The following is a 20,315-nucleotide window of genomic DNA, read 5'->3' on the forward strand; positions in this document are numbered from 1 at the left end:
CTCACTCTTCCCCCTTAAATTCGGTCGGCAATTCAACGATGAAGGTTGAACCTTCGCTTAAGACCGATCGTAACGTTACCGTTCCGCCAAGGCGATAGGCGAGTGCGCGGACGTTGGCGAGGCCGATGCCTTCGCCTTTCTGGTCCTGCTGGCCCGACCGGCGGAACAGTTCGAACACCCGCTCATGATCTTCCGGCGCGATGCCGCGGCCATTGTCCTGCACCTCGTAGACGACCCGCGAGCCCTGCCGCTTTCCGCGCACCGTAATGATCCCGGGACGTCCGGGCGCGAGATATTTGGTCGCGTTTTCCATCAGGTTGGTAAAAATCTGCTCGATTGCCAGCCGGTCGTGGATGATGTCGGGCAGGGGCGTCTCAATCATGAAGCGCGCGTTGCGCTCTCCGGCCAGGACCTCGAGGCTCGAGGCGATGTCGCCGATCACCTTGTCCATCGGCAATTGTTCGGCCGCCAGGACACGGCGTCCCTGACGCGAAAGGTCCAGAATCGCGTTGATCAGCCGGTCCATCTTCTGCGTCGAAGAGCGGATGAAGCCGATCGCTTCAGGCAGATCCTCCTTGGCGGCATAGCGGACGTCGTCGCTGACCAGCTCGGGCTGCGTCTTTTCGATCTGCGCGACGAAATCGGTCACGACCTTGTCGGCGCGTTCGAGTTCGGCGGTGAACCCCATGACGTTGACCAGCGGCGAGCGAAGATCGTGGCTGACGATGTAGGCAAACTTCTGGATCTCGGCATTGGCGCGTTGCAGGTCGGCGGTACGCTCTGCCACCGCGCCCTCCAGATTGGTGTTGAGCAGGTTGAGCCGCGCTCGGCTGGCGAGCAGGTCTCGGGTGAAGCGCCGTACAAGCCAGAAGGTGAAGGCCGCGACCCCGGCGAGCATAATGCCGGTCACGACCAGCAGGATCTGCAGGAACGACAGCTGGCTACCTGTTGCGGCAAGCCGCTCTTCCAGGAGCCGCTCTTCCTGTTCGCCGACGTCGTTCGCCCGCGCGCGGATCGCCTGGAGGGCACGAAGGCTGTCCACTTTGTCGAATTCGCGACGCGCCTCGACGAGGTCGCCGCTTCCCGCGACGTCCATCGAGCGATCAAGCGAGGTCAGGTAACGGATGACGATTGGGCGCAGGCGCTCAAGTCGCTGCGTCTGCGTCGGACTATCGCTGACTTGGCCTTCAAGCTTGTTGAGCGCCGGCAGGATCCGCGGCGACCATTCGCGATAGATCTGCATGCGATAATCGTTCGGCGTCAGCAGATAGCCGCGCCGCGCCGCCTCGGTCCGTTCGACCGCAATCGTCAGCGCGCCGAGCGTGTCCTTGACCTCATAGGTGTGCTGCACCCGTTCGGACGAGGCCGTGCTGCTACGGAGTCCGGCGACGATCAGGAAGAAGGCGACGATCAGCAGGACGAAGCCGCCCAGCAGTCCGACCAGCATCAATCGATTGAATTGGCGTTCCGTCTGACCGAGCAAGCAACATCTCATTCTTGTCGGAGTGAGAGGCCGACGTGGAGCGGGTTTGAAGACCTCATACCCGTTGATCGCCGAAACCTTGCGGAAAATTGCGTGCGCTCGTCAAGCGGCAGCCCACCACGACCGTCTGTCGAATGGGGATTGCGACGAACGGGGGCGGCGTTAGCTTGCCGTCACCTTGGGGGGATCAAGCATGTTGGAAATCGCGAACCTGTCGCACACCTATGCCAATGGAACAGTGGCGCTGGACGACGTCAGCCTGTCCATTCCGCGCGGCATGTTCGGTCTGCTGGGACCCAATGGCGCGGGCAAGTCGACCCTGATGCGCACGGTCGCGACGCTTCAGACGCCGACGGCGGGAACGATCACCTTCGGCGACATCGACGTGCTCGCGGCTCCCGACCGGCTGCGCAAGACGCTTGGCTATTTGCCCCAGGACTTCGGCGTTTATCCGCGCGTGTCAGCCTATGCGATGCTTGACCAGATGGCGGTGCTGAAAGGCATCACCGCCAAGGGCGAGCGCAAGTCGGTCGTCGAGACGCTTCTCAACCAGACCAATCTCTGGTCGGTCCGCGACAAGGCGATTGCAGGCTTTTCGGGCGGCATGCGGCAGCGGTTCGGGATCGCACAGGCGCTGATCGGCAATCCCGAACTGATCATCGTCGATGAACCGACCGCCGGCCTCGACCCCGAAGAGCGCAATCGCTTCCTCAACCTGCTCGCCGCGATCGGCGACAATGTCGTCGTGATCCTGTCGACGCACATCGTCGACGACGTTGCCGACCTCTGTCCGCGTATGGCGGTCCTCGCTGCCGGCAAGGTGCAGTTGGAGGGCAAGCCCGCCGACCTCATCGCCTCGACCCGTGGAAAGGTGTGGAAGAAGACGATCGCGCCACTGAACCTGGAAGTGTACCAGTCGCGCTACGAGATCATCTCGACGCGGCTGTTCGCCGGACAGACCATCATCCACGTGCTGGCCGACCAGCAACCCGAAAGCTTCGACCCGGTCGAAGGCGGGCTGGAGGATGTCTACTTCTCGACCCTGTCGACCCTTCGCCGCGCGGCCTGACCGACATGCGCATGCTGCTGGGCATCACCCGCTTCGAGCTTCGCTACCAACTCAAGAACCCCGTCTTCTGGGTTGCGATCGCGATCTTTTTCCTTCTCGGCTTTGGACTGACCGCCAGCGAGAACGTCAGCATCGGCACGCCCGGTGCGATCAACGAGAATTCGCCGTTCGCGATCGCGACCGCGACCGCGCTGCTGTCGCTGTTTTATCTGTTCATCGTTACCGCCTTCGTCGCCAATGCCATCGTCCGCGACGACAGCAGCGGCTTTGCGCCGATCGTCCGCGCGACCTCCGTCACCAAGACGCAGATCGTCATTGGCCGATTCCTTGGCGGGTTGCTCGTGGCCTGGTTCGGCTACCTCGCCGTGCCGGCGGGAATGGGCATTGGGTCGATGATGCCGTGGGTCGATCCGGAAACGGTCGGTCCGCAGAAGCTGTCCTACTACGCCTATAATTTCGCGATCTTCGCGCTTCCCAACGTCCTGCTGACGAGCGCGATCCTGTTCGCGCTGGCGACCGTGATGCGGTCGATGATGGCGTCCTACATCGGCGCGGTCGTGCTGGTGATGGGATATCTGGTGACGATCTCGGTCGCCGGCCAGAATATCGAATATCGCCAGACGTTCGCGCGCTTCGAGCCGCTCGGCAACGGCGCGCTTCGTGAGACGACGCGCTATTGGACACAAGCCGATTTGAACTCGCGTCTGGTCGACCTGTCGGGCCTGCTACTGTTCAATCGGCTGTTCGCCATCGGGCTCGGCCTCGTCTTCCTTGCCCTGACGGTGTGGCGCTTCTCGATGAGCGAGCGCGCGCCCTCGAAGCGGCGCCTGCGGCGTCTGGCAAAGCGCGAGGCGCGCGACGTCGCCTTGGCCGCAGTTGTGCCCGCATCGGGCGGCGATGCGCTGGTCGCACGAAGCCAGCGTTCGTCGCGCTGGGTGCAGTTCCGGACCCGGCTGGCGGTCGAGGTCCGGCAGGTCCTGACCAGCCCCGGCCTTATCGTCCTTGGGCTGTTCGCGATCGGCAACACCGCTGCCGGGCTGTGGTTAGGTCAATCGACCTACGGCACCAGCGAGCATCCGACGCTGGCCGCCACGATCAACACCGTGCGCGGCGGCTTCTCGGCGGTGCTGCTGATGATCGCGGTTTTCTACGGCGGCGAACTCGTGTGGCGCGAACGCGATCGGAAGCTCAACGAGATCATCGATTCCACCCCGGTCCCGAGTTGGGTGATGACGGTCCCGAAGATCGTCGCGATCTTCGTCGTCCTGCTGGTCGTTAACCTCGCCGCGATGGTCACCGGCCTGACGTACCAATTGATCGAAGGCGCGCCGCAGCTTGGCATCGTCCAATATTTCACCTGGTTCATCATTCCGGCGGCGATCGACGGATTGCTGATCGCGGTGCTCGCGGTCGTGATGCAGGTGCTCAGCCCAAACAAATATGTCGGCTGGGGGATCATCTTCGTCTGGTTCGTCGGATCGATCTTCCTGTCGAACATGGGCTATTCGAATCCGCTCTACACCTACGCGGCAAGCCCGTCGGTGCCGCTGAGCGACTTCGTCGGTGCGGGCAGCTTCTGGAAGGGCGCGCTGACGCTCAAGTTCTACTGGATGTGCTTCGCGCTGATCCTGGCGGTGCTCGCTCACTTGTTGTGGCCGCGGGGGACGGACCTTGGGCTTCGCGTCCGCGCCGCGCGCGCGTTTCGCGAACGGTCGGCAGTGCCGCTGGCACTGGCCGGGACCGCCGCCGTGGCGATGGCTGCGACGGGGGCTTACGCCTACCACAATATCAAGGTGCTTAACCGCTACGAGACTAGCGACGAGATCGAAGCCTATACGGCAGACTTGGAGCGCAAGTATCTGAAGTATGAGAATTTGCCGAGGCCGGTGGTCACGCGCGCAGCGCTGAACGCCGACCTGTTTCCGAGCGAACGCAGGCTGGATGTCACGGGCCGCTACTGGCTTCGCAACGATACCGAAAAGCCGATTGCAGAACTTCACATCCGCCGCGGCGATCCGGACACCCAGTGGCTTCGTCTCGACCTGTCGGGTGCCCGGGTGGCGAGCAACGACGAGCGCTTCGGGTATCGCATCTATCGCTTCGACCAGCCGTTGGCGCCGGGCGCGACCGCGACGCTCGATTTCAAGTCGCGCATTTGGCATCGCGGCTTCCGCGCGGGTGCGCCCGCGACCGACGTCATCGAGAATGGGACCTTCGCGAACAACAGCCAGTTCGCGCCGATCATCGGCATGAGCCGACAGGGCCTGCTGACCGATCGCGCCAAGCGCCGTCGTCAGGGACTTCCCGCCGAGCTCCGCATGGCGAAACTGGAGGACATGTCCGCCACCAGCCGCAACTATATCGGCGTCGACTGGGTCCAATCGGACATCACGCTGACCACCGATGCCGACCAGACCCCGATCGCACCGGGCAGGAAGGTGTCGGACGTCACTCGTGGCGGACGCCGCACGGCGCGCTTCGTCAGCCCGGCGCCGATCCTCAACTTCTTCTCGATCCAGTCAGCCAAGTACCAGACGGCGCTCGGCTTGCAGGACGGGGTCGAACTATCGGTCCACTATCAGCGCGGCCACGGCTGGAACGTGCCCAAGATGCTGAAAGCGATGGGCGCGTCGCTGGCCTACTACCGGAGCAATTTCGGACCCTACCAATTCGATTATGCCCGCATCATCGAATTCCCCGGCTACGCCAGCTTCGCGCAAGCCTTTGCGGGTACCATGCCATATTCGGAAAGCATCGGTTTCAACGCCGACACCAGCGATCCGGAGAAGATCGACTTCACGTCTTATGTGATCGCGCATGAGATCGCGCACCAATATTGGGCGCACCAGGTCATCGGCGCGGACATGCAGGGCGGCACGCTAACCAGCGAGACGCTCGCGCAATATTCGGCGCTGATGGTGATGAAGCGGCTTTATGGCCCCGAACAGATCCGGCGCTTCCTGAAGTATGAGCTCGATTCCTACCTCAGTGCCCGCAAGGGCGAGGTGGTCGAGGAACTGCCGCTCAACCGCGTGGAGAATCAGGGCTACGTCCACTACCGCAAGGGCTCGCTCGCGATGTATCTGCTGCAGGAGCGGCTGGGAGAAGCGTCGGTCAATCGCGCGCTCCAGCGCTTCGTCGCGGCGTGGCGCTTCAAGGGCGCGCCTTACCTTCGGTCGACCGACCTGATCGCCGAGTTTCGCAAGGAAGCGAAGTCGCCGGCTGACCAGGCGCTGATCACCGATCTGTTCGAACGGATCACCATCTACGACATGAAGGTGACCGACGCGGCCACCGTTCGCGAAGGGGCGGGGTGGAAGACCACCATCACCGTCGCGGCCGACAAATATTATGCCGACGGTAAGGGCGGCGAGCGAAAGGCGGCGCTGTCCGAACCCGTCGAGGTTGGCCTGTTTACCGCGCGTCCGGGCCTCGGCACCTTCAAGGCCAAGGACGTGATCCTGATCCGCCGCGAGCCGCTTCGCAGCGGAAGCCAAAAGCTGACCTTGTTGTCGAAGGTTCGACCAACCTTCGCGGGCGTGGATCCGTATAATTTTTACGTCGACAAGAACAGCGACGACAACGTTTCCGCGATCGGGGCGAACTAGGCACTGACCGCGCAGGATCGCCCGGGTCAGGGCGATCCTGCGCCAAGGTCGATCAGACGGCGTCGGCGAGCAGGGCGCCCAGTTCCTCGATCGCTTCGTCATTGTCGTTGGACGTCCGTTGCAGGAACCACCGGCCGTTCCGTGCCTCCATCGACGCTAGCGGCTCGTGCGCACCCTTGGCCGGGGTCAGCGCGACTCCCGCCGGTCCGATCTGGATCCGCTCGACGCCAAGGCTGCGCGCGTCGAGCGCAAGGCGCCGACCGGCGATCAGCGAGCGCGCTTCCTTCGGCAACGCCCCGTAACGATCTTCGAGTTCATCGGCGATCGCGTCAAAGTCGTCCTGCGACGTCGCCCGTGCCAGGCGAATGTAGGCGGCGATGCGGGCATCGGGTTCGACGATCCAGTCGCCGGGGAAATAACCGGTCGAGGCTCCTTCGATCGTCGGGAGGGGCGGCTCGGGCGTCACGCCTGCAAGCTCGCGCAGCACCCCGGTAAGGAGATGCTGGTAAAGTTCGACCCCGACCAGTTTCATGTGGCCGGACTGCTCGTCGCTCGTCAGGTCGCCGGCCCCGCGCATGTCGAGGTCATGGGCACTTACGGCAAAGCCAGCGCCGAGCGAATCCTGAGCGGTAAGGTGCATCAACCGCGCGCGCGTGCGGTCGGCGAGCGGCTTCCCCGGCGGCGTGGTCAGCAAGACCACTGCGCGGCGGCTAGAGCGGCCTACGCGCCCGCGAAGCTGGTGCAATTGTCCGGCGCCGAAACGGTGTGCGTCGATGACGATCATCGTGTTCGCGCGCGGCACATCCAGACCGGTTTCGATGATGCTCGTCGCCAGCAAAATGTCGCCGTCACCCTGCGCGAATGACAGCAGGGCAGCTTCCGCCTCGTCGCCTTTCATCTTGCCGTGGACGGTGACGATCGTCTGGTCGGGGGCGATCCGCTCGATCGTCCTGGTAGCATCGGCGATGTCCTCGACGCGCGGGACCACCACGAAACTCTGACCGTCGCGGGCCTTTTCGCGAAGCAGCGCGGCGCGCACGACGCTCTCGTCGAATTCCTCGAGCGAAGTTCGGACCGGAACGCGGCGCGCCGGTGGCGTGGCAATGAGCGAAAGGTCGTTGAGGCCGACCAGTGCGGTCTGCAGCGTTCGTGGAATAGGCGTTGCCGACAGGCGCAGCACGTGTCCCGCGCCAAGCCTCGCCAATTTGTCTTTCTGGGCGGACCCGAACCGCTGCTCCTCGTCAATGATGATCAGCGCGAGGTCATTGAAGCAAACCGTCTTCGACGCGATCGATGACGTGCCAACAACCATCTTGATGGTCCCGTCGGCGATGCCATTCTTGATGGCCTTCGCCTCCGCTCCCCCGGTAAGGCGGCTGAGCATCGCGACCTTGATATCGAGATCGGCAAAGCGGCGCGCGAACGTCTCGTAATGCTGTCGTGCAAGGAGCGTCGTCGGCGCGACGAGCGCGACCTGCTTCCCGGCAAGGACCGCCCGCGCCGCCGCGCGAAGTGCGACCTCGGTCTTGCCGTACCCGACGTCGCCGACGATCAGGCGATCCATCGGCTTCCCTGACGCCAGGTCGGCGCGAACAGCCTCGATCGCTTTCCACTGATCGGCGGTTTCCTGAAAGGCGAACCCGTCGGCGAAGCGCTCGTACCGGTCCGCGGGAGGGTCGAGCACGGGCGCTTCAGCGTCGGCCTTTTCCTTGGCGAGCGCACGGATGGCCCTTGCGGTTTCGGCTATCGCCGCGTCGATCGCGGGACGGCGCTTGGACCAGCTTTTTCCGTCCAGACTGTCGAGGGTCACCGCATCAGGCTCCCCTCCGTAACGCCACAGCTTGGCGGCATCGGTGATCGGGACATGGCGAATGCCGCCCTTGGCATGCTCCAACTCGATCGTCTCGCCCGCGCCGCCTCCCGGCATTTCGGCGAGCCGGAGCCCCTTGAGAATACCGACGCCATGATCCTCATGGACGACGGCATCGCCGATCCGCAGTTCAATCCGAAGGAGGTCGCTTACCTCTGACGCAGTGACCCCGTCGTCTCGCTCGGCGCGGCTGCCCATGACGTCGGCGGCGGCGACGATCACCAGTTCGTCGGTGACCACGCCGCGATCAAGTGTCGCGTTGACGCAGGAAAGCGGCGATCGCGATGCGATGGCGTTCGAGAAGTCGTCATAGGCAATGGCCTCGTGCCCGAGATCGTGCGCAATTCGACGGGCCATGAACCGCGTGTCGCGAGCGCTACCTGCGATGATCACGGGGCGTCCGATGTTGATCTGTTCGGCGAGGAACGCCGAGAACGCCTTGGCGGGTCGTCGTTCCGACGCGAAGCGGGAGACGGATTCGCCGGGCTCCACCTTGGCGATGTCGCGCCCGTCGAAATCTGCATCCCATGCGGCCGCATCCACGGTCCGCGACCGATCGGCTTTGCGCTTCGATTCCGAAAGGCTGTGCGACAGTGCAACGGCTCGATTGCGTTGCTTCGACACGTTAGGTTCGATTAGGATCGAGGCATCCGGAACGTGACGCAGCAGCGAGACGCCGCCGTCTCCGACGGCTGGCTCCGCCGCACGGCCGAGTGCCAGGCGCTCGATGTCCTGATGCGTTCGCTGGCTGAGTGCATCGAAAAGCCTGAGGCCGGTGATCCGTCCGGCTTCCACTTCGATGCGGACCGGCAAGTCGGAATCGACCGGGAAGACGTCGAGGACGGTGCCGGGTGCGCCGACCTCGCCAGGTTCGTCGATCCGATCGTCGAGACGATAGCCGAGGTCGAGCAGCGTGGCCTGCAACTGATCAAGATCGATGGCATCGCCGATCGCGACTTCGGGCGGTTCGGCGGTGAAATCCTTAGGTGGGGCAAAGCGCTGAATCGTGGCTTCGGCAGAGGCGATCAGGACCGTCGGCTTGTCCCGAGAGGTCGCCAGGGCGTGAAGCGCCGCGACCCTAGCACCCGCATTTCCGGCCGATGGCGGGGAGGCTTCGCCGGCAATCGCGTCGCTGGCGGGACACCACAGGATCTGAGCGTCGGGAAAGGCGTCACTGGCCAGCCGTGCCAGCCGTTCGGCACGCTGCTCGGTGGCAGCAACATAGAATGTGGGCGCCCCGCCAATTTCCGCAGCGAGGGCGAGCAGGCCGTCGGCCAGTGCGAGTTCGGTCATGGAAAGCCTTCATCCGGTGAGGCGCCGATCCCGGACAGGGGCTCAAGCTGCGAGCAGTTCCTCACTGCCTGCCCCAACAATCCGCCGCACGGCCAAGCCGTTCCGCTGAAAGCGCAATTTGAGACGTGCCGTGACTTGAAACGATCCGCCAACCTGAGGTGCGTCGACATTCACCCGGATATTTCCCATGGTCGAGCCGTGACAGTGGGAGCGGAGAGCATTTCTAACAAACCGAGTTCATACGCTCTGGCCCTTCATGGCGGAGCCGGCGCGAAAGTCGGTGAATGTTATGCCGAGGTCGAGCGGCATCTCGCCGAGCTGGTACGCCTTGGCGAGGGCATGCTGAAAGACGGCGGCACGGCGCTCGACGTGGTCGAGAAAATGGTGTGCGAGATGGAGGCGTCCGGGCTTTACGTGGCGGGCAAGGGGTCTGCGCCCAACATCGCCGCGCAAGTCGAGCTTGATGCCAGCATCATGGAGGGCGCGACGCGGCATGCAGGGGCGGTCGCGGCGATCCGGGGCGTTGTCCACCCGGTGGCCGTGGCGCGGCGCTTGCTCGACAATGCGTCGACCGTGATGCTGGTCGGCGAGGGCGCGACGAATTTCGCGCAAGCCATGGGCTTTGCCACGATCGATGACGACGATGCCTATTATGTGCTGCCCGTTGGAGTCAGCGCGGAGGATATCGCGGTCAGCGATATGCAGCATGGCACGGTCGGCGCGGTGGCGCTCGATCTGCAGGGCAAGCTCGCCGCCGCGACATCCACTGGCGGGGTCTTTGGCAAGCCTGCCGGCCGCGTCGGTGACACACCGATTATCGGGATCGGGACCTGGGCCGATCAGGATATCGCCATTTCCTGCACCGGCACCGGGGAATATTTTATCCGTGCTGGCGGCGCCCTGACAGTGGCCAACCGCTTTAAACTAGCTGGAGATACTCTCGATCAGGCCCTGTGGCACCTGCTTGATGACGTTCAGGTCCTTGGAGGGGACGGCGGACTGATCGCGGTTTCGAGAGCCGGGGAAATTGCGATGGCTTACAACAGCGACGGCATGAAGCGCGCGTCGGTCTCGAGCAGCCAGGAGAGTTCGGCGACGACCTTTGCGCCATGCCGCTGAACCAGGCTCAATCCTGGCTTTGTGCCGCGCGGATCAGATCGAATACGCGATCGCGGTCGGACAAGGCGAGGATTAGTGCTACGTCCCCGGGCCGAAGGTCATGGAGGATCATTGCAACGCCGTCACCAGGTGATCCGGCCATTCTGATCGCCTGAGCCTCCATCCCATTCGCGATGCACGCTTCAGCAATGAGCGCTGGAACCTCGCCAGTCGCCCGACCGCGCAGATGATCGGCCAAGTCGGCGGCAACCACCATATCCGGACGAAATCGGATTGCGCCTTTCGTGAACTCCCTGATCTCCTCGTTAGAGCGATCACCGGGATTGCTGATCAATAGAAACCGGCGCTTTGCCGGAAGCTTCTTCAGCAGGACCGATATTGCCGACATCGCATGAATGTTATGGGCGAAATCGACCAGAACCTGCGCGCCCTTGACGAGGAACTGGTTGCATCGGCCGGGATTGTCGTCGGGAGACGCCTGGAAGTTTGTCAGGCCTTGGACGATTGCCTGGTTGTCGAGCCCCATGGCCTTGGCGAGGCCGATGGCACCCATGACATTCTGGATGTTGAATCCCGCAGCGCCGTCCATGGTGACGGGGATGTTCTCTGCGGCCAGTCTGAGCGCTACCTCAGTCCCGTCGAAGTAGTGGATTTCCCGTCCGTCGAACCAGCAACAAGGCGTGCCGGAGGAGAGTGCATCGCTGATCCGGTCATTCCCCGGATCGAGCGAGAACCAGCATTTGGTTTGGGCAAACCGAAGGCCATTAGACACGACCAGCGGGTCGTCGGCGTTCAGCACCAGCACGCCATCCGGCGTGAGCGCGCGGGCCACGGCGAATTTTGCTTCCGCGAGCGCCTCAACGCTATTCACCCCATATTGCCCAAGATGATCGGCGGCGATGTTGGTCACCAACGCCGCCTGCGCCTGGAACAGCGGCAATCCGCGGCGCAGGATTCCGCCGCGGGCCGTTTCGAGAAAGGCGATTTCCAACCTTCGGTCTCGCAGCAACAAGCGTGCTCCGCCCGGGCCGGAGTAATCGCCATAGTCGAGCACGTCGTCGCCGAGCTTGACGAAATCGGTCGACGTCGACCCGCTGACCAAACCCGCCGCCTCGCCAATCGCCGTCGCCAGCCGCACGCTCGTCGATTTGCCGTTGGTCCCGGTGATCAAGGCGACCGGCACGTTATAGAGCTTGTCCCACGCGACATCGTCGACGTCGGGAACGTCGTTCACGCTCCACGTCTGCGAACCCTTGCCATGGCCAAGCGACACCAATTCCTCGTCGGACAGGATGTCGATGCCCCTCGCGTCGGCGGCCTGCTGTAGCCGAACCAGGGCGGGGTTGTGCTCGAGTTCGACCACTTCTTTCAGGTCGGCGATCAAGCGGTCGAAATCTCTCGCCTGGCTGCCAAGGATCTTGTGGGCGGTGAGGTGGAGGCTGGTTTCGATGACGAACACCGCCGAATAAAGGAGGTCGATCGGCGCCGAGATCAGCAGCGTCACGCCATTTTCGAAGATGCGACTGTTCGTCTGGCTGTCGTGCCACCCGAGCGCGTCGAGCACGCGCTGAATTTCGAGATCCCAGGCCGCCACGACCGTAGCTTTGTCGAGGCCGTGCACGGCCACATCGACCAACGCACCGCGCTTGTCCCAGATCATTCCGGGGCCGGTCATGCGACGGCTTTCGGTCAGGCTCAGCAGGTCCGAAGCCGGCTGGGGGATCGCCAGATACTGTTCGATGCGATCGAAATCGATCGTGCGGCGGCCGGCCTTATTCATCGTGGGCATCAGTCGCCGTCTTCGTCATCGCCGCGGGCCAACCGGACTCCCCGTTCGTCACTGATCAGCGCCTGCTCGTCTTCCGCCATATAATTGTAGGCCGTTGGCGCGACGGGCGTGTCGCGCAGCCCCGCCGGAGCCGAGCCAGGTTCGTCGCCGAAATGGACAATCTGCTTCCACGAGCGCGCGACATTGTCGCCGATCACCACGAGCAAATCCTTTTCGGCACCCATTTCGAGACCGCGACGGATCGCCTGCTGTTCATCCGCGATGACGGTGATGGCGTTCTCAGAGACGCCATTGGCGATGAGCCCCTTTTTCATCAACTGCGGGATTTCGTCATCGGTTCGCCCGCGCCGATTGTCGTCTGCTTTCAAAACATAATGGTCATAGTGGCCGGCAAGGATGCGGGCCGACTCCAAGACGTCCTCATCGCGGCGGTCGCCCGGGCAGGACGCCACGATGATCTTCCGCCGGTGATTGTCGAGCTTGTCGACCAGCATGGTGAGCGTTTCGAACGCCGCCGGATTGTGGGCGTAATCGAGGATGACCCGGAACGGGAGCTCGTCGAAGACATTCGTTCGACCCGGCGCCTGCGAAAAGGTCGTGTTGAAGGTCTGCAGCCCCAAGCGGATCTGATCGATGTTCTCCCCGACGCTGTAGGCCATCGCCGCCGCGAACATCGCATTCTGGACATTGTGCGCGGCTTTCCCCTCGATCGTTGCAGGGATCAGATGCGTCCAGATCAGCGAAATGTGGGTGCAATTGTCATAAATGGTGATCATGTCGCCATTCATCGCCTTTTCCAGGACGATCGCTTTTCCGCCGGCATCGATATGGCGCTTCACCAGCGCATGATCGTGGTGCCGGGTGACATAAAAAATATGATCTGCCTTGCAATAATCGGCCATCAGCAGGCAGTTCTTGTCGTCCGCATTCAGGACGACGGTGTCGTTGGCAGCCTCCACCACGATGCGCTTGATCTTTGCCAGTTCCTCGACCGTGTTGACCCCGCCGAGCCCGAGATGATCGGACGAGACGTTGAGGCAGGCGGAAATGTTGGTGCTGTCATAGCCGAGCCCGCTCCGCACCAGTCCACCGCGTGCCGTTTCGAAGACGGCAAAATCGACGACAGGATCGCGCAAGACCATCTGTGCTGACTTCGGTCCTGTGGTATCGCCTTTGAGAGTCTGCTTGCCGTTGACGTAGATGCCGTCGGTCGTCGTGAGCCCCACGGTCTTCCCGCACGTCTTGAGGATATGCGCCAGCATTCGCGACGTCGTCGTCTTGCCGTTGGTACCGGTAATTGCGGCGATCGGAATCCGGCTGGGCGTGCCGGGCGGGAACAGCATCGCAATGACCTTGCCGGCCACATCGCGCGGCTGGCCTTCGCTCGGGGCGACGTGCATCCGGAAGCCCGGTGCCGCGTTAACCTCGACGATCGCGCCACCGATGTCCCGGTAGGATTGCGAAATGTCGTCGGTAAGGAAATCGACGCCCCCGACATCGAGTCCGACCGCCTGGATCGCGCGCACCGCCATTTCCCGATTATCCGGATGAACGACATCAGTCAGGTCGATCGCGGTTCCGCCGGTCGACAGGTTCGCGGTGTCGCGCAGATAGAAAATCTGGCCCGGTTCGAGCACCGTGTGTTCGTCATAGCCGGCATTGCCAAGCAGGCGTCGCGCCTGAAAGTCGAGTTCCAGCCGGGTCAGCACCTTCTCATGGCCGACACCGCGCCGGGGATCGTCATTCACCTGGTCGATCAGTTCGGCGATATTCCGCTTGCCGTCAGCGACGACATGGCCCGGCACGCGCTTGGCGACCGCGACCAGTTCATTGTCGACCACCAGCATTCGATGGTCGAACCCGGTGACGAAATTCTCGACCAGCACGGCCTTGCTCGTCCCCTGTTCCAGCGCGAGGTCGAAGGCGCTTCGCACTTCCTCGTCATTGGTCAGGTGGATTGACACGCCGCGTCCGTGGTTGGCGTTGAGCGGCTTTAGCACCACCGGAAAGCCGATGATTTGTGCAGCGGCGACCGCCTCCTCCGCGTCGTAGACCATATGCTGGCGCGGAACGGGCAGGCCGAGGTCGTTGAGCAGGTGGCGCGTGTCTTCCTTGTCGCAACTGATGTCGACCGCGATGTGCTTGGTCTCGCTGGTGATCGTTGCCTGAATGCGCTTCTGATATTTTCCCTGACCGAATTGCACGAGGCTATGTTTGTTGAGCCTGATCCACGGCACATCGCGCTGCTCTGCCGCCTTGACGAGCGATGCGGTGCTGGGACCGAAGGCGTGACGCTGCGCATCCTTGATGAAGCGCCTGAGATCTTCTTGCCAATCGAACGTCGGATCGAGCGCGTAGCCTGTCTGCGCCTGCACATCTTTCGGAAGCAGATGCATGAGCAATTTGATCGCCAGATTCCCCGCGGCAAGGCCGACGTCCCGGTGAATATAGGCGTAGACCATATTGTAATGACCGACCTCGCCCGCGGAGCGCGTCCGCCCGAAGGTCACTTCATTTCCAGCGACGCACTGGAGCTCCAGCGCGACATGCTCGGTGATGTGCGCCATCCACGTGCCTTCTTCCTCGCGAAGCCGCCGGACGAAGCCGCCGCGCTCGCGATAGGAACAGCCATGGTCTTCCAGTCCCGGCAGCGCCGCGATCAGTCCATCGATAAACCCTGAGCCCAGCTTCGCCGACGGCCATTGCTCGAGAACGCCGATGTCCAGCACATGCCGAATACAGCGGAATTGGGCATATTGGTTCGGGCCGACATAAACATTGGTACTCAGGATTTTCATACTTGGTTTCCAATTCCCATGTCGGTCGCGCCGTCACCAATCATCATCGATTGCGCCTGCTTTTCGGGCGCTCGTCCGGCGGATAGGCCTCGCGCTTGCCAAGGTCATAACGACATCGCTGGTCGAGAATATCCAGCTTCAAGCCGATCATCCCAATTCCTTGGGATGGCGACACGCTGTGGGCGGACGAATAGCTCATCGCGCTTCCATCGACGACGGTCACGGTCCCGCTGCCGACGACCTCAACCATTCCGTGGGGGTCGATGAAGGCGGCGGTATCCTCGTCAATTCCCATCCCGAGAAGGAAGGGATTGAGCGACACCGCCGATAGCAGGCGGCCCAAGCGGTTGCGCTGGGAGAAGTGCTGATCGATCACCGCCGCGTTCGTCAGGCCTAATCCGGGCGCGAGGACGACGCCGCCGCCCGATGGACCCTTGTCGGGATCGCCACCGGCAAGCATGTGCTCCGACATGATCGACGCGCCGGCCGACGTTCCCGCGACCAGCGTACCCGTGGCATTCTTGCGCCGGATCATTTGGGCGACGGCCGTTCCGCCCAAAATGCTGCTCAAGCGCAACTGATTGCCGCCCGTCAGGAAGATCCCGGTCGCATGGGCGCATCGCTCCGCAAATTCGGGATTGTTGCAATCGCTGCGCGTGGCGATCGGGATGCTGCTGACTTGTCCTACGCCCAGCTTGGTGAAGACACGCTCATAGTAGGATCCCGTTTCCTCCAGTCGCGATGCCGTCGGCAAGATCACGATATTCGCGTCGCGACCTCCGGCGAGCGCCAGTACGCGCTTCAGGATGACCGGATGGGCGTCCTTGTCCTCACTGCCGCCGATGGGAATGATGTAGCCACGCTCGTCGCCATGGTGAACAGCCGCAGGCATGCCAATATCCTAAACATCAAATTCGCCACCGATCATGCGGAGGTCATGATCCGGTCGGCGGTACAGAGCAATCCGCGGCAATTCGAGTCAATATCGCAGGGTCACGCCGGCCCATACTAGGCCCATGACAGCTTCTCTCCAGAAGTCGTTGAAGACGCTTCAGACGGATCTGGCGGACTGGTGTCGCGATCAAACGGAAATGGCGCACCCAAGAGGATTCGAACCTCTGGCCTCTGCCTTCGGAGGGCAGCGCTCTATCCAGCTGAGCTATGGGTGCGTTGCGGTCCGCTTAGCTTGGCCGGTCCGCGCTCGCAAGCGCCGCGTGGGCTTCAGAAGGGGAAGAAGGCCTGGATCGCTACGATCGCTGCGATCATCGTGATGATGTTGAGCGGCAGGCCGACCTTGACGAAGTCGAGATAGCTGTACCCGCCCATCTGGTAGACGATCACGTTGGTCTGGTAGCCGAAGGGAGTGGCGAAGGCCGCGCTTCCGGCCATCATCACCGCGACGAGAAAGGGACGGGGGCTGACGGCGAGGCTTTCGGCCAAGGCGACCGCGATCGGGGTGACGAGGACTGCTACGGTGGCATTCGACAGCAATTCGGTCAGCAGCAGGGTTGCGCCGTAAAGGATGATGAGGGCGAGCAGCGGGCTGAGCCCGTCCATTGTCCCGATCAGCCCTTCGGTGGCGATGCGGGCAAGGCCGTTCACTTCGAGCGCGATGCCGAGCACGACCATGCCGACGATCAGCATCAGGATTTCGGGACGAAGGCCACGATAGGCTTCGTCGGCGCTGATGACCCGAAGCAGGATCAGCGACACTGCGCCCGCGAATGCCGCGGCAGCGATCGGGATGATGTCGAAAGCGGCGAAGGCGATGACGGCGGCGAACACCGCCAATGCGGTCAGGGCTTTGATCTTATTCAGCGGGTTATGCTCGGCGAAGACCTCGGGCGAGCCGATCTGCCCGGTCGACATGTCCGGATCGTGGCGGCCCAGGTCCCGCTGCTCGGTTTCTGGCGCGTCTTTGCCAATCAGCTTGCCGCTGAAAAGCAGAAGAAAGACTGCACCCGACAGCGCAACGGCCAGGCCGACAGGCGTGATCTCGAACAATCCGAAACGTGGCTGGCCGGCGACGCGCGCCATGTCGCTGACGAGCAGGTTGGTCGAGGTGCCGATCAGCGTCAGGCATCCGCCAAGCACGGCGAGATAGGAAAGCGGTATAAGGTAGCGCCTCGGCGATCGCCCCAACGATTGCGCCACGTCGCGAACGACCGGCGCGCCGAGTACGACGATGGGCGTATTGTTCAGGAAGGCGGATGCGCCACCGCAAAGGATCATGAGCAACCACAGACCGATCGTGCCAATCCGCTTGCACAAGGCGACCGCCCAGCGGATCAATTGGTCGAGCAATCCAGAAAGCTCGAGCGCATAGGCAATGACGAACAAGGAGCCGAGTGCGATAATTGCGGGGCTGCCGAACGCGCCTTCGACTTCGGACGGACGGACTGCGCCCGTGACCAGCAAGGTGGCGGCGCCTGTTAACGCGACGATGTCCGCGCGCACCTTGTCCAAGATCAGCGCGCCGACCACCGCGACGAGCACTGCCAGCGTGATCAACTGCGCTGCTGTCACCGGCGGAGGATATCTGGAAGAAGCATCATATTCTGCTAACAACCGTCAATGACCGCGCCAAGCCGCATTCGCTATCGAACTTTTCTTGCATCGGCCTTGGCCATCGCTTGTGCCGGGGCCGTCGGTGGTTTCCTTGTCGGGAGAAGCACGGAGCCGCCGCCGCCCGTCGTCCAGGCTCCGACGACACCTCAACCCGAGCCGAAACCGAAGGATGAGCCGGCCATTCCCCGCGCGCTCGACCGTGCCTCGATCATCGGCGCCATTAGCGCCGCCATCAATGCCGCCGCCACGCCCACGGGCAATGAGCCGCTGGCTGGTCGGGCCTTCGAAGTGCGGATTGCTTTTGGGTGTGATGGCCCTGCCGGCGACGAAATGGCGACCGGCTGGCAGCTATCCGACGATGGCAAGTCGATGACTTTGTCGGTTTCCCCGGAGGACTGGTCGGGCCTTTCACTGATCGCTCCATTCGTGGAAGAAGGCTCGGTGGAGGCCGCAAGAGGATTCTGGGTGACGCGCCCGTGGTCGAACGACGCGCGCTGTCCGCCGCCTGCGGCGACCTCGGCGTTGGGACTGGAGCGGAGCATCGGCATCGCGACTTTGTTCGCGGCCGAAAGTTCGCGGGTCGGTCGGCTGACGGAACCGCTCCGAGCGACGGTCTCGCTCAACGAGCCACGTGACTTTGGTGCAGGCCTCCAGCTTGCCGTTGCCGGGCGCATTGCGCGCTGGCCGGACGGGCGCGCCATTCGCTGCCGCTCCGAAGACCCGATGCTCCGTCCGTCGTGCCTCGTCGCCGCTGATATCGACCGAATTTCCGTCGTCGACCCCGCCACTGGCGAAACGCTGTCGACCTGGAATCCCTGAGCCGCCTGGCGCCGAGCGTGCGATGTTGCGGTGCGGGAGGTCGGGGTCTAGGCTGCCGGGACATTACAGGAGCGTATGCATGGCCAAATCGGCGAACGGCCCGGGCGGCAAGGTGACGATCAAGAAATATGCGAACCGCCGCCTCTACGATACCGATAGCAGCAGTTACATCACCCTTGACCGACTGGCGGAGATGATCCGGGAAGGGCGCGACTTCGAGGTGCTCGATGCCAAGACCGGCGAAGATATCACGCACCAGGTGCTGACGCAGATCATCGTCGACGAAGAGTCGCGCGGATCGACCATGCTGCCGGTGAATTTCCTTCGCCAGCTAATTGGCCTGTATGGCGGTCAGATGCAGGGATCGGTCCCGCAATATCTCGACGCCGCGATGGATGCCTTCGCCAAGAACCAGGCGGCAATGGGCAGCGCCTTTCCCGCGACCGTCTTTACCGACCTTGCGAAGCGCAACATGGCGATGTTCGAGGACGCCGCGAAGATGATGACGGGCAAGGGAGCCGCGAGCGCAGCCCCGGCGGGTGATGGGACCAGCGAAATCGAGAAGCTGAAGGCGGAGCTTGCCGCGTTGCAGGCCAAAGTGGACAAGCTCGGCAAATGATCGGACGGTTCATCCTCGCGGCGATCTTGAGCGCCAGTGCTGCCACCGCCCAGGTCGCACCGCTGTCTTTCGACGCGGCCAAGGCCTTGCCGATTACTGCGGGGCAGTGGGTCTACGTGACCACCGCGACGGGATCCGAGGCGCGTTACGGCAACAGTCTCGTGATTCGGTGCAATCGCTCGGCGCGATCGGTGGCGATCCAGCGCCCCGCGTCTCCATCGTCACCGCTCAATATTCTGACCAGCTCGACGAGTCGTGCGATTCCGGCCGGAGGCGTGTTGAATGCGCGCGATCCGATCCTCGACGCGATCGCGTTCAGCCGGGGACGATTTCTGGTGATGGGCGGGGTCGGCGCGACGCTGGCGATCCCAAGTTGGCCGGAAGCGGCGCGAAGCATCGAAGATTGCCGAATCTAAACACTATTACAAGTCTTGTTCTTTCACTTGCGACGCAACATGTTGGGGTTGCCAACAACGCAGCGAAAGGAGGTGATCCGATGTCTCATGGTTCAGCTAAGAGGTCGGAAAAGTTCGCTTGGAGGACGGCGGCCTAACCAGCCAGTCTTTTGTCTTCCGGGCTAGAGCGCCCGGTCGCTGACCATGTCGAAGGGCGCTGCCATGTGGTGTGGCAGCGCCCTTTTACTTGTCCGCTTCACGAGAATGGGGAACCGTTTCGGCTCTGGACCGTCTTTACGCGCAATGGATTCAACGGGAGGTTCCACCATGGCGAAATCGACGACCCGCAGCAGCGGAAGCAAGAAAAGCAGCGCCTCGACCACGTCGAGCACCACCAAGTCCAATCTCGACAAGATCGCAAAGGCGGCAATGAGCCGCGAAATGCTCGCGGCCGGTCTGACCGCAGCGGCTGCGGCGATCGCCGCGAGCCCCAAGGCGCGCAAGGCCATCCGTGATGCGGGTCTCGACGCCGCCGACAGCGCGAGCAGCGCAGCCTCGACCATGATGAGCAATGCATCGAAGCTTGGCTCGCTGATTGCCGAGGCTGTCGCCGAAGCCGCCCAGCGCGTGATGTCGGGCAAGTGGACCGATGACGACAGCTCGTCTTCGTCATCGACCAAGTCGACCGCTTCGGCGAAGCCTGCCGCCAAGCGCGCCGCTCCGCGCAAGACCGGCGCGGCCCGCAAGGCGCCGGCCGCGAAGGCCGCCAGCACGACCGCGCGCAAGTCGACCGCGACCAAGCGGCGCTCGAGCGCGACGGCGCGCAAGCGTCCGACCAAGCCGGCCACCCCGGCCAGCTAATCGTCGGCGACGACGTTTTGTTCG

At 63.0% G+C, this 20,315-nt stretch carries 13 protein-coding genes and 1 tRNA gene; 7 read left to right on the top strand and 7 right to left on the bottom strand.

The genetic code is table 11. The annotated features are described in order from the left end of the window. Nucleotide 1: 1 nt before the first annotated feature. Nucleotides 2-1,447 (bottom strand): sensor histidine kinase, encoded by a 1,446-nt coding sequence (locus SH584_RS11905; protein ID WP_324807338.1) that lies wholly within the window; start codon nucleotides 1,445-1,447, stop codon nucleotides 2-4. Nucleotides 1,448-1,676: 229 nt separating this feature from the next. Between SH584_RS11905 and SH584_RS11910 the strand changes: the two genes are divergently transcribed. Then, on the top strand, nucleotides 1,677-2,552 hold the full coding sequence (locus SH584_RS11910; protein ID WP_324807340.1) for an ABC transporter ATP-binding protein: 876 nt from the start codon (nucleotides 1,677-1,679) through the stop codon (nucleotides 2,550-2,552). A gap of 5 nt (nucleotides 2,553-2,557) precedes the next feature. Then, on the top strand, nucleotides 2,558-6,160 hold the full coding sequence (locus SH584_RS11915; protein ID WP_324807342.1) for an ABC transporter permease/M1 family aminopeptidase: 3,603 nt from the start codon (nucleotides 2,558-2,560) through the stop codon (nucleotides 6,158-6,160). Between the two features lie 52 nt (nucleotides 6,161-6,212). Here SH584_RS11915 and SH584_RS11920 read toward each other — a convergent pair whose 3' ends face one another. Next, nucleotides 6,213-9,323, bottom strand: a complete 3,111-nt coding sequence (locus SH584_RS11920; RefSeq protein WP_324807344.1) for a DEAD/DEAH box helicase — start codon at nucleotides 9,321-9,323, stop codon at nucleotides 6,213-6,215. 135 nt (nucleotides 9,324-9,458) lie between these two features. On the opposite strand from SH584_RS11920, the gene SH584_RS11925 reads away from it, so the two are divergent. Continuing rightward, entirely contained in the window at nucleotides 9,459-10,442 is a 984-nt protein-coding gene (locus tag SH584_RS11925; RefSeq protein WP_322840952.1) for an isoaspartyl peptidase/L-asparaginase family protein, read from the top strand. Nucleotides 10,443-10,449: 7 nt separating this feature from the next. Here SH584_RS11925 and SH584_RS11930 read toward each other — a convergent pair whose 3' ends face one another. The 5 genes from SH584_RS11930 to SH584_RS11950 all read right to left on the bottom strand — a co-directional run bounded on the left by SH584_RS11930 (nucleotide 10,450) and on the right by SH584_RS11950 (nucleotide 17,555). Continuing rightward, nucleotides 10,450-12,231 carry a Mur ligase family protein gene (locus tag SH584_RS11930; RefSeq protein ID WP_324807346.1) on the bottom strand — a complete coding sequence of 594 codons (1,782 nt, stop codon included), beginning with the start codon at nucleotides 12,229-12,231 and terminating at the stop codon, nucleotides 10,450-10,452. Continuing rightward, on the bottom strand, nucleotides 12,231-15,029 hold the full coding sequence (gene cphA / locus SH584_RS11935) for a cyanophycin synthetase (RefSeq protein WP_324807348.1): 2,799 nt from the start codon (nucleotides 15,027-15,029) through the stop codon (nucleotides 12,231-12,233). Before cphA ends, SH584_RS11930 begins: the two co-directional genes overlap by 1 nt. 43 nt (nucleotides 15,030-15,072) lie before the next feature. Beyond that, nucleotides 15,073-15,921: a cyanophycinase gene (locus SH584_RS11940; protein ID WP_324807350.1), complete on the bottom strand. Its 849-nt coding sequence runs from the start codon at nucleotides 15,919-15,921 to the stop codon at nucleotides 15,073-15,075. Between the two features lie 200 nt (nucleotides 15,922-16,121). Next, nucleotides 16,122-16,198: transfer RNA gene (locus SH584_RS11945), tRNA-Arg, on the bottom strand. Nucleotides 16,199-16,250: 52 nt separating this feature from the next. After that, a complete protein-coding gene (locus SH584_RS11950) occupies nucleotides 16,251-17,555 on the bottom strand; it encodes an SLC13 family permease (RefSeq protein WP_324807352.1) in 1,305 nt (434 codons plus the stop codon). 372 nt (nucleotides 17,556-17,927) lie between these two features. Here SH584_RS11950 and SH584_RS11955 point away from each other — a divergent pair, with 372 nt between their 5' ends. The 4 genes from SH584_RS11955 (at nucleotide 17,928) to SH584_RS11970 (ending at nucleotide 20,291) form a co-directional block, all read left to right on the top strand. Beyond that, nucleotides 17,928-18,416: a hypothetical protein gene (locus tag SH584_RS11955; protein WP_324807353.1), complete on the top strand. Its 489-nt coding sequence runs from the start codon at nucleotides 17,928-17,930 to the stop codon at nucleotides 18,414-18,416. 79 nt (nucleotides 18,417-18,495) lie between these two features. Continuing rightward, the gene (phaR, locus tag SH584_RS11960; protein ID WP_324807355.1) at nucleotides 18,496-19,035 is read left to right on the top strand and encodes a polyhydroxyalkanoate synthesis repressor PhaR; all 540 of its coding nucleotides are present in this window, start codon (nucleotides 18,496-18,498) and stop codon (nucleotides 19,033-19,035) included. Continuing rightward, on the top strand, nucleotides 19,032-19,451 hold the full coding sequence (locus SH584_RS11965; RefSeq protein ID WP_324807357.1) for a hypothetical protein: 420 nt from the start codon (nucleotides 19,032-19,034) through the stop codon (nucleotides 19,449-19,451). Before phaR ends, SH584_RS11965 begins: the two co-directional genes overlap by 4 nt. A gap of 306 nt (nucleotides 19,452-19,757) precedes the next feature. Then, nucleotides 19,758-20,291 (top strand): hypothetical protein, encoded by a 534-nt coding sequence (locus SH584_RS11970; RefSeq protein WP_324807359.1) that lies wholly within the window; start codon nucleotides 19,758-19,760, stop codon nucleotides 20,289-20,291. The last annotated feature ends 24 nt before the right edge of the window (nucleotides 20,292-20,315 follow it).

The organism is Sphingomonas sp. LY29, assembly GCF_035593985.1.
Taxonomy (GTDB): domain Bacteria; phylum Pseudomonadota; class Alphaproteobacteria; order Sphingomonadales; family Sphingomonadaceae; genus Sphingomicrobium.

What these genes read in the sequence shown, in the direction of transcription:
- phaR (WP_324807355.1), top strand. Translation starts at nt 18,496, where the DNA reads ATGGCCAAATCGGCGAACGGCCCGGGCGGCAAGGTGACGATCAAGAAA.
- SH584_RS11905 (WP_324807338.1), bottom strand. Translation starts at nt 1,447, where the DNA reads ATGCTGGTCGGACTGCTGGGCGGCTTCGTCCTGCTGATCGTCGCCTTC.
- SH584_RS11920 (WP_324807344.1), bottom strand. Translation starts at nt 9,323, where the DNA reads ATGACCGAACTCGCACTGGCCGACGGCCTGCTCGCCCTCGCTGCGGAA.
- SH584_RS11965 (WP_324807357.1), top strand. Translation starts at nt 19,032, where the DNA reads ATGATCGGACGGTTCATCCTCGCGGCGATCTTGAGCGCCAGTGCTGCC.
- SH584_RS11930 (WP_324807346.1), bottom strand. Translation starts at nt 12,231, where the DNA reads ATGCCCACGATGAATAAGGCCGGCCGCCGCACGATCGATTTCGATCGC.
- cphA (WP_324807348.1), bottom strand. Translation starts at nt 15,029, where the DNA reads ATGAAAATCCTGAGTACCAATGTTTATGTCGGCCCGAACCAATATGCC.
- SH584_RS11940 (WP_324807350.1), bottom strand. Translation starts at nt 15,921, where the DNA reads ATGCCTGCGGCTGTTCACCATGGCGACGAGCGTGGCTACATCATTCCC.
- SH584_RS11910 (WP_324807340.1), top strand. Translation starts at nt 1,677, where the DNA reads ATGTTGGAAATCGCGAACCTGTCGCACACCTATGCCAATGGAACAGTG.
- SH584_RS11955 (WP_324807353.1), top strand. Translation starts at nt 17,928, where the DNA reads ATGGCGACCGGCTGGCAGCTATCCGACGATGGCAAGTCGATGACTTTG.
- SH584_RS11915 (WP_324807342.1), top strand. Translation starts at nt 2,558, where the DNA reads ATGCGCATGCTGCTGGGCATCACCCGCTTCGAGCTTCGCTACCAACTC.
- SH584_RS11970 (WP_324807359.1), top strand. Translation starts at nt 19,758, where the DNA reads ATGGCGAAATCGACGACCCGCAGCAGCGGAAGCAAGAAAAGCAGCGCC.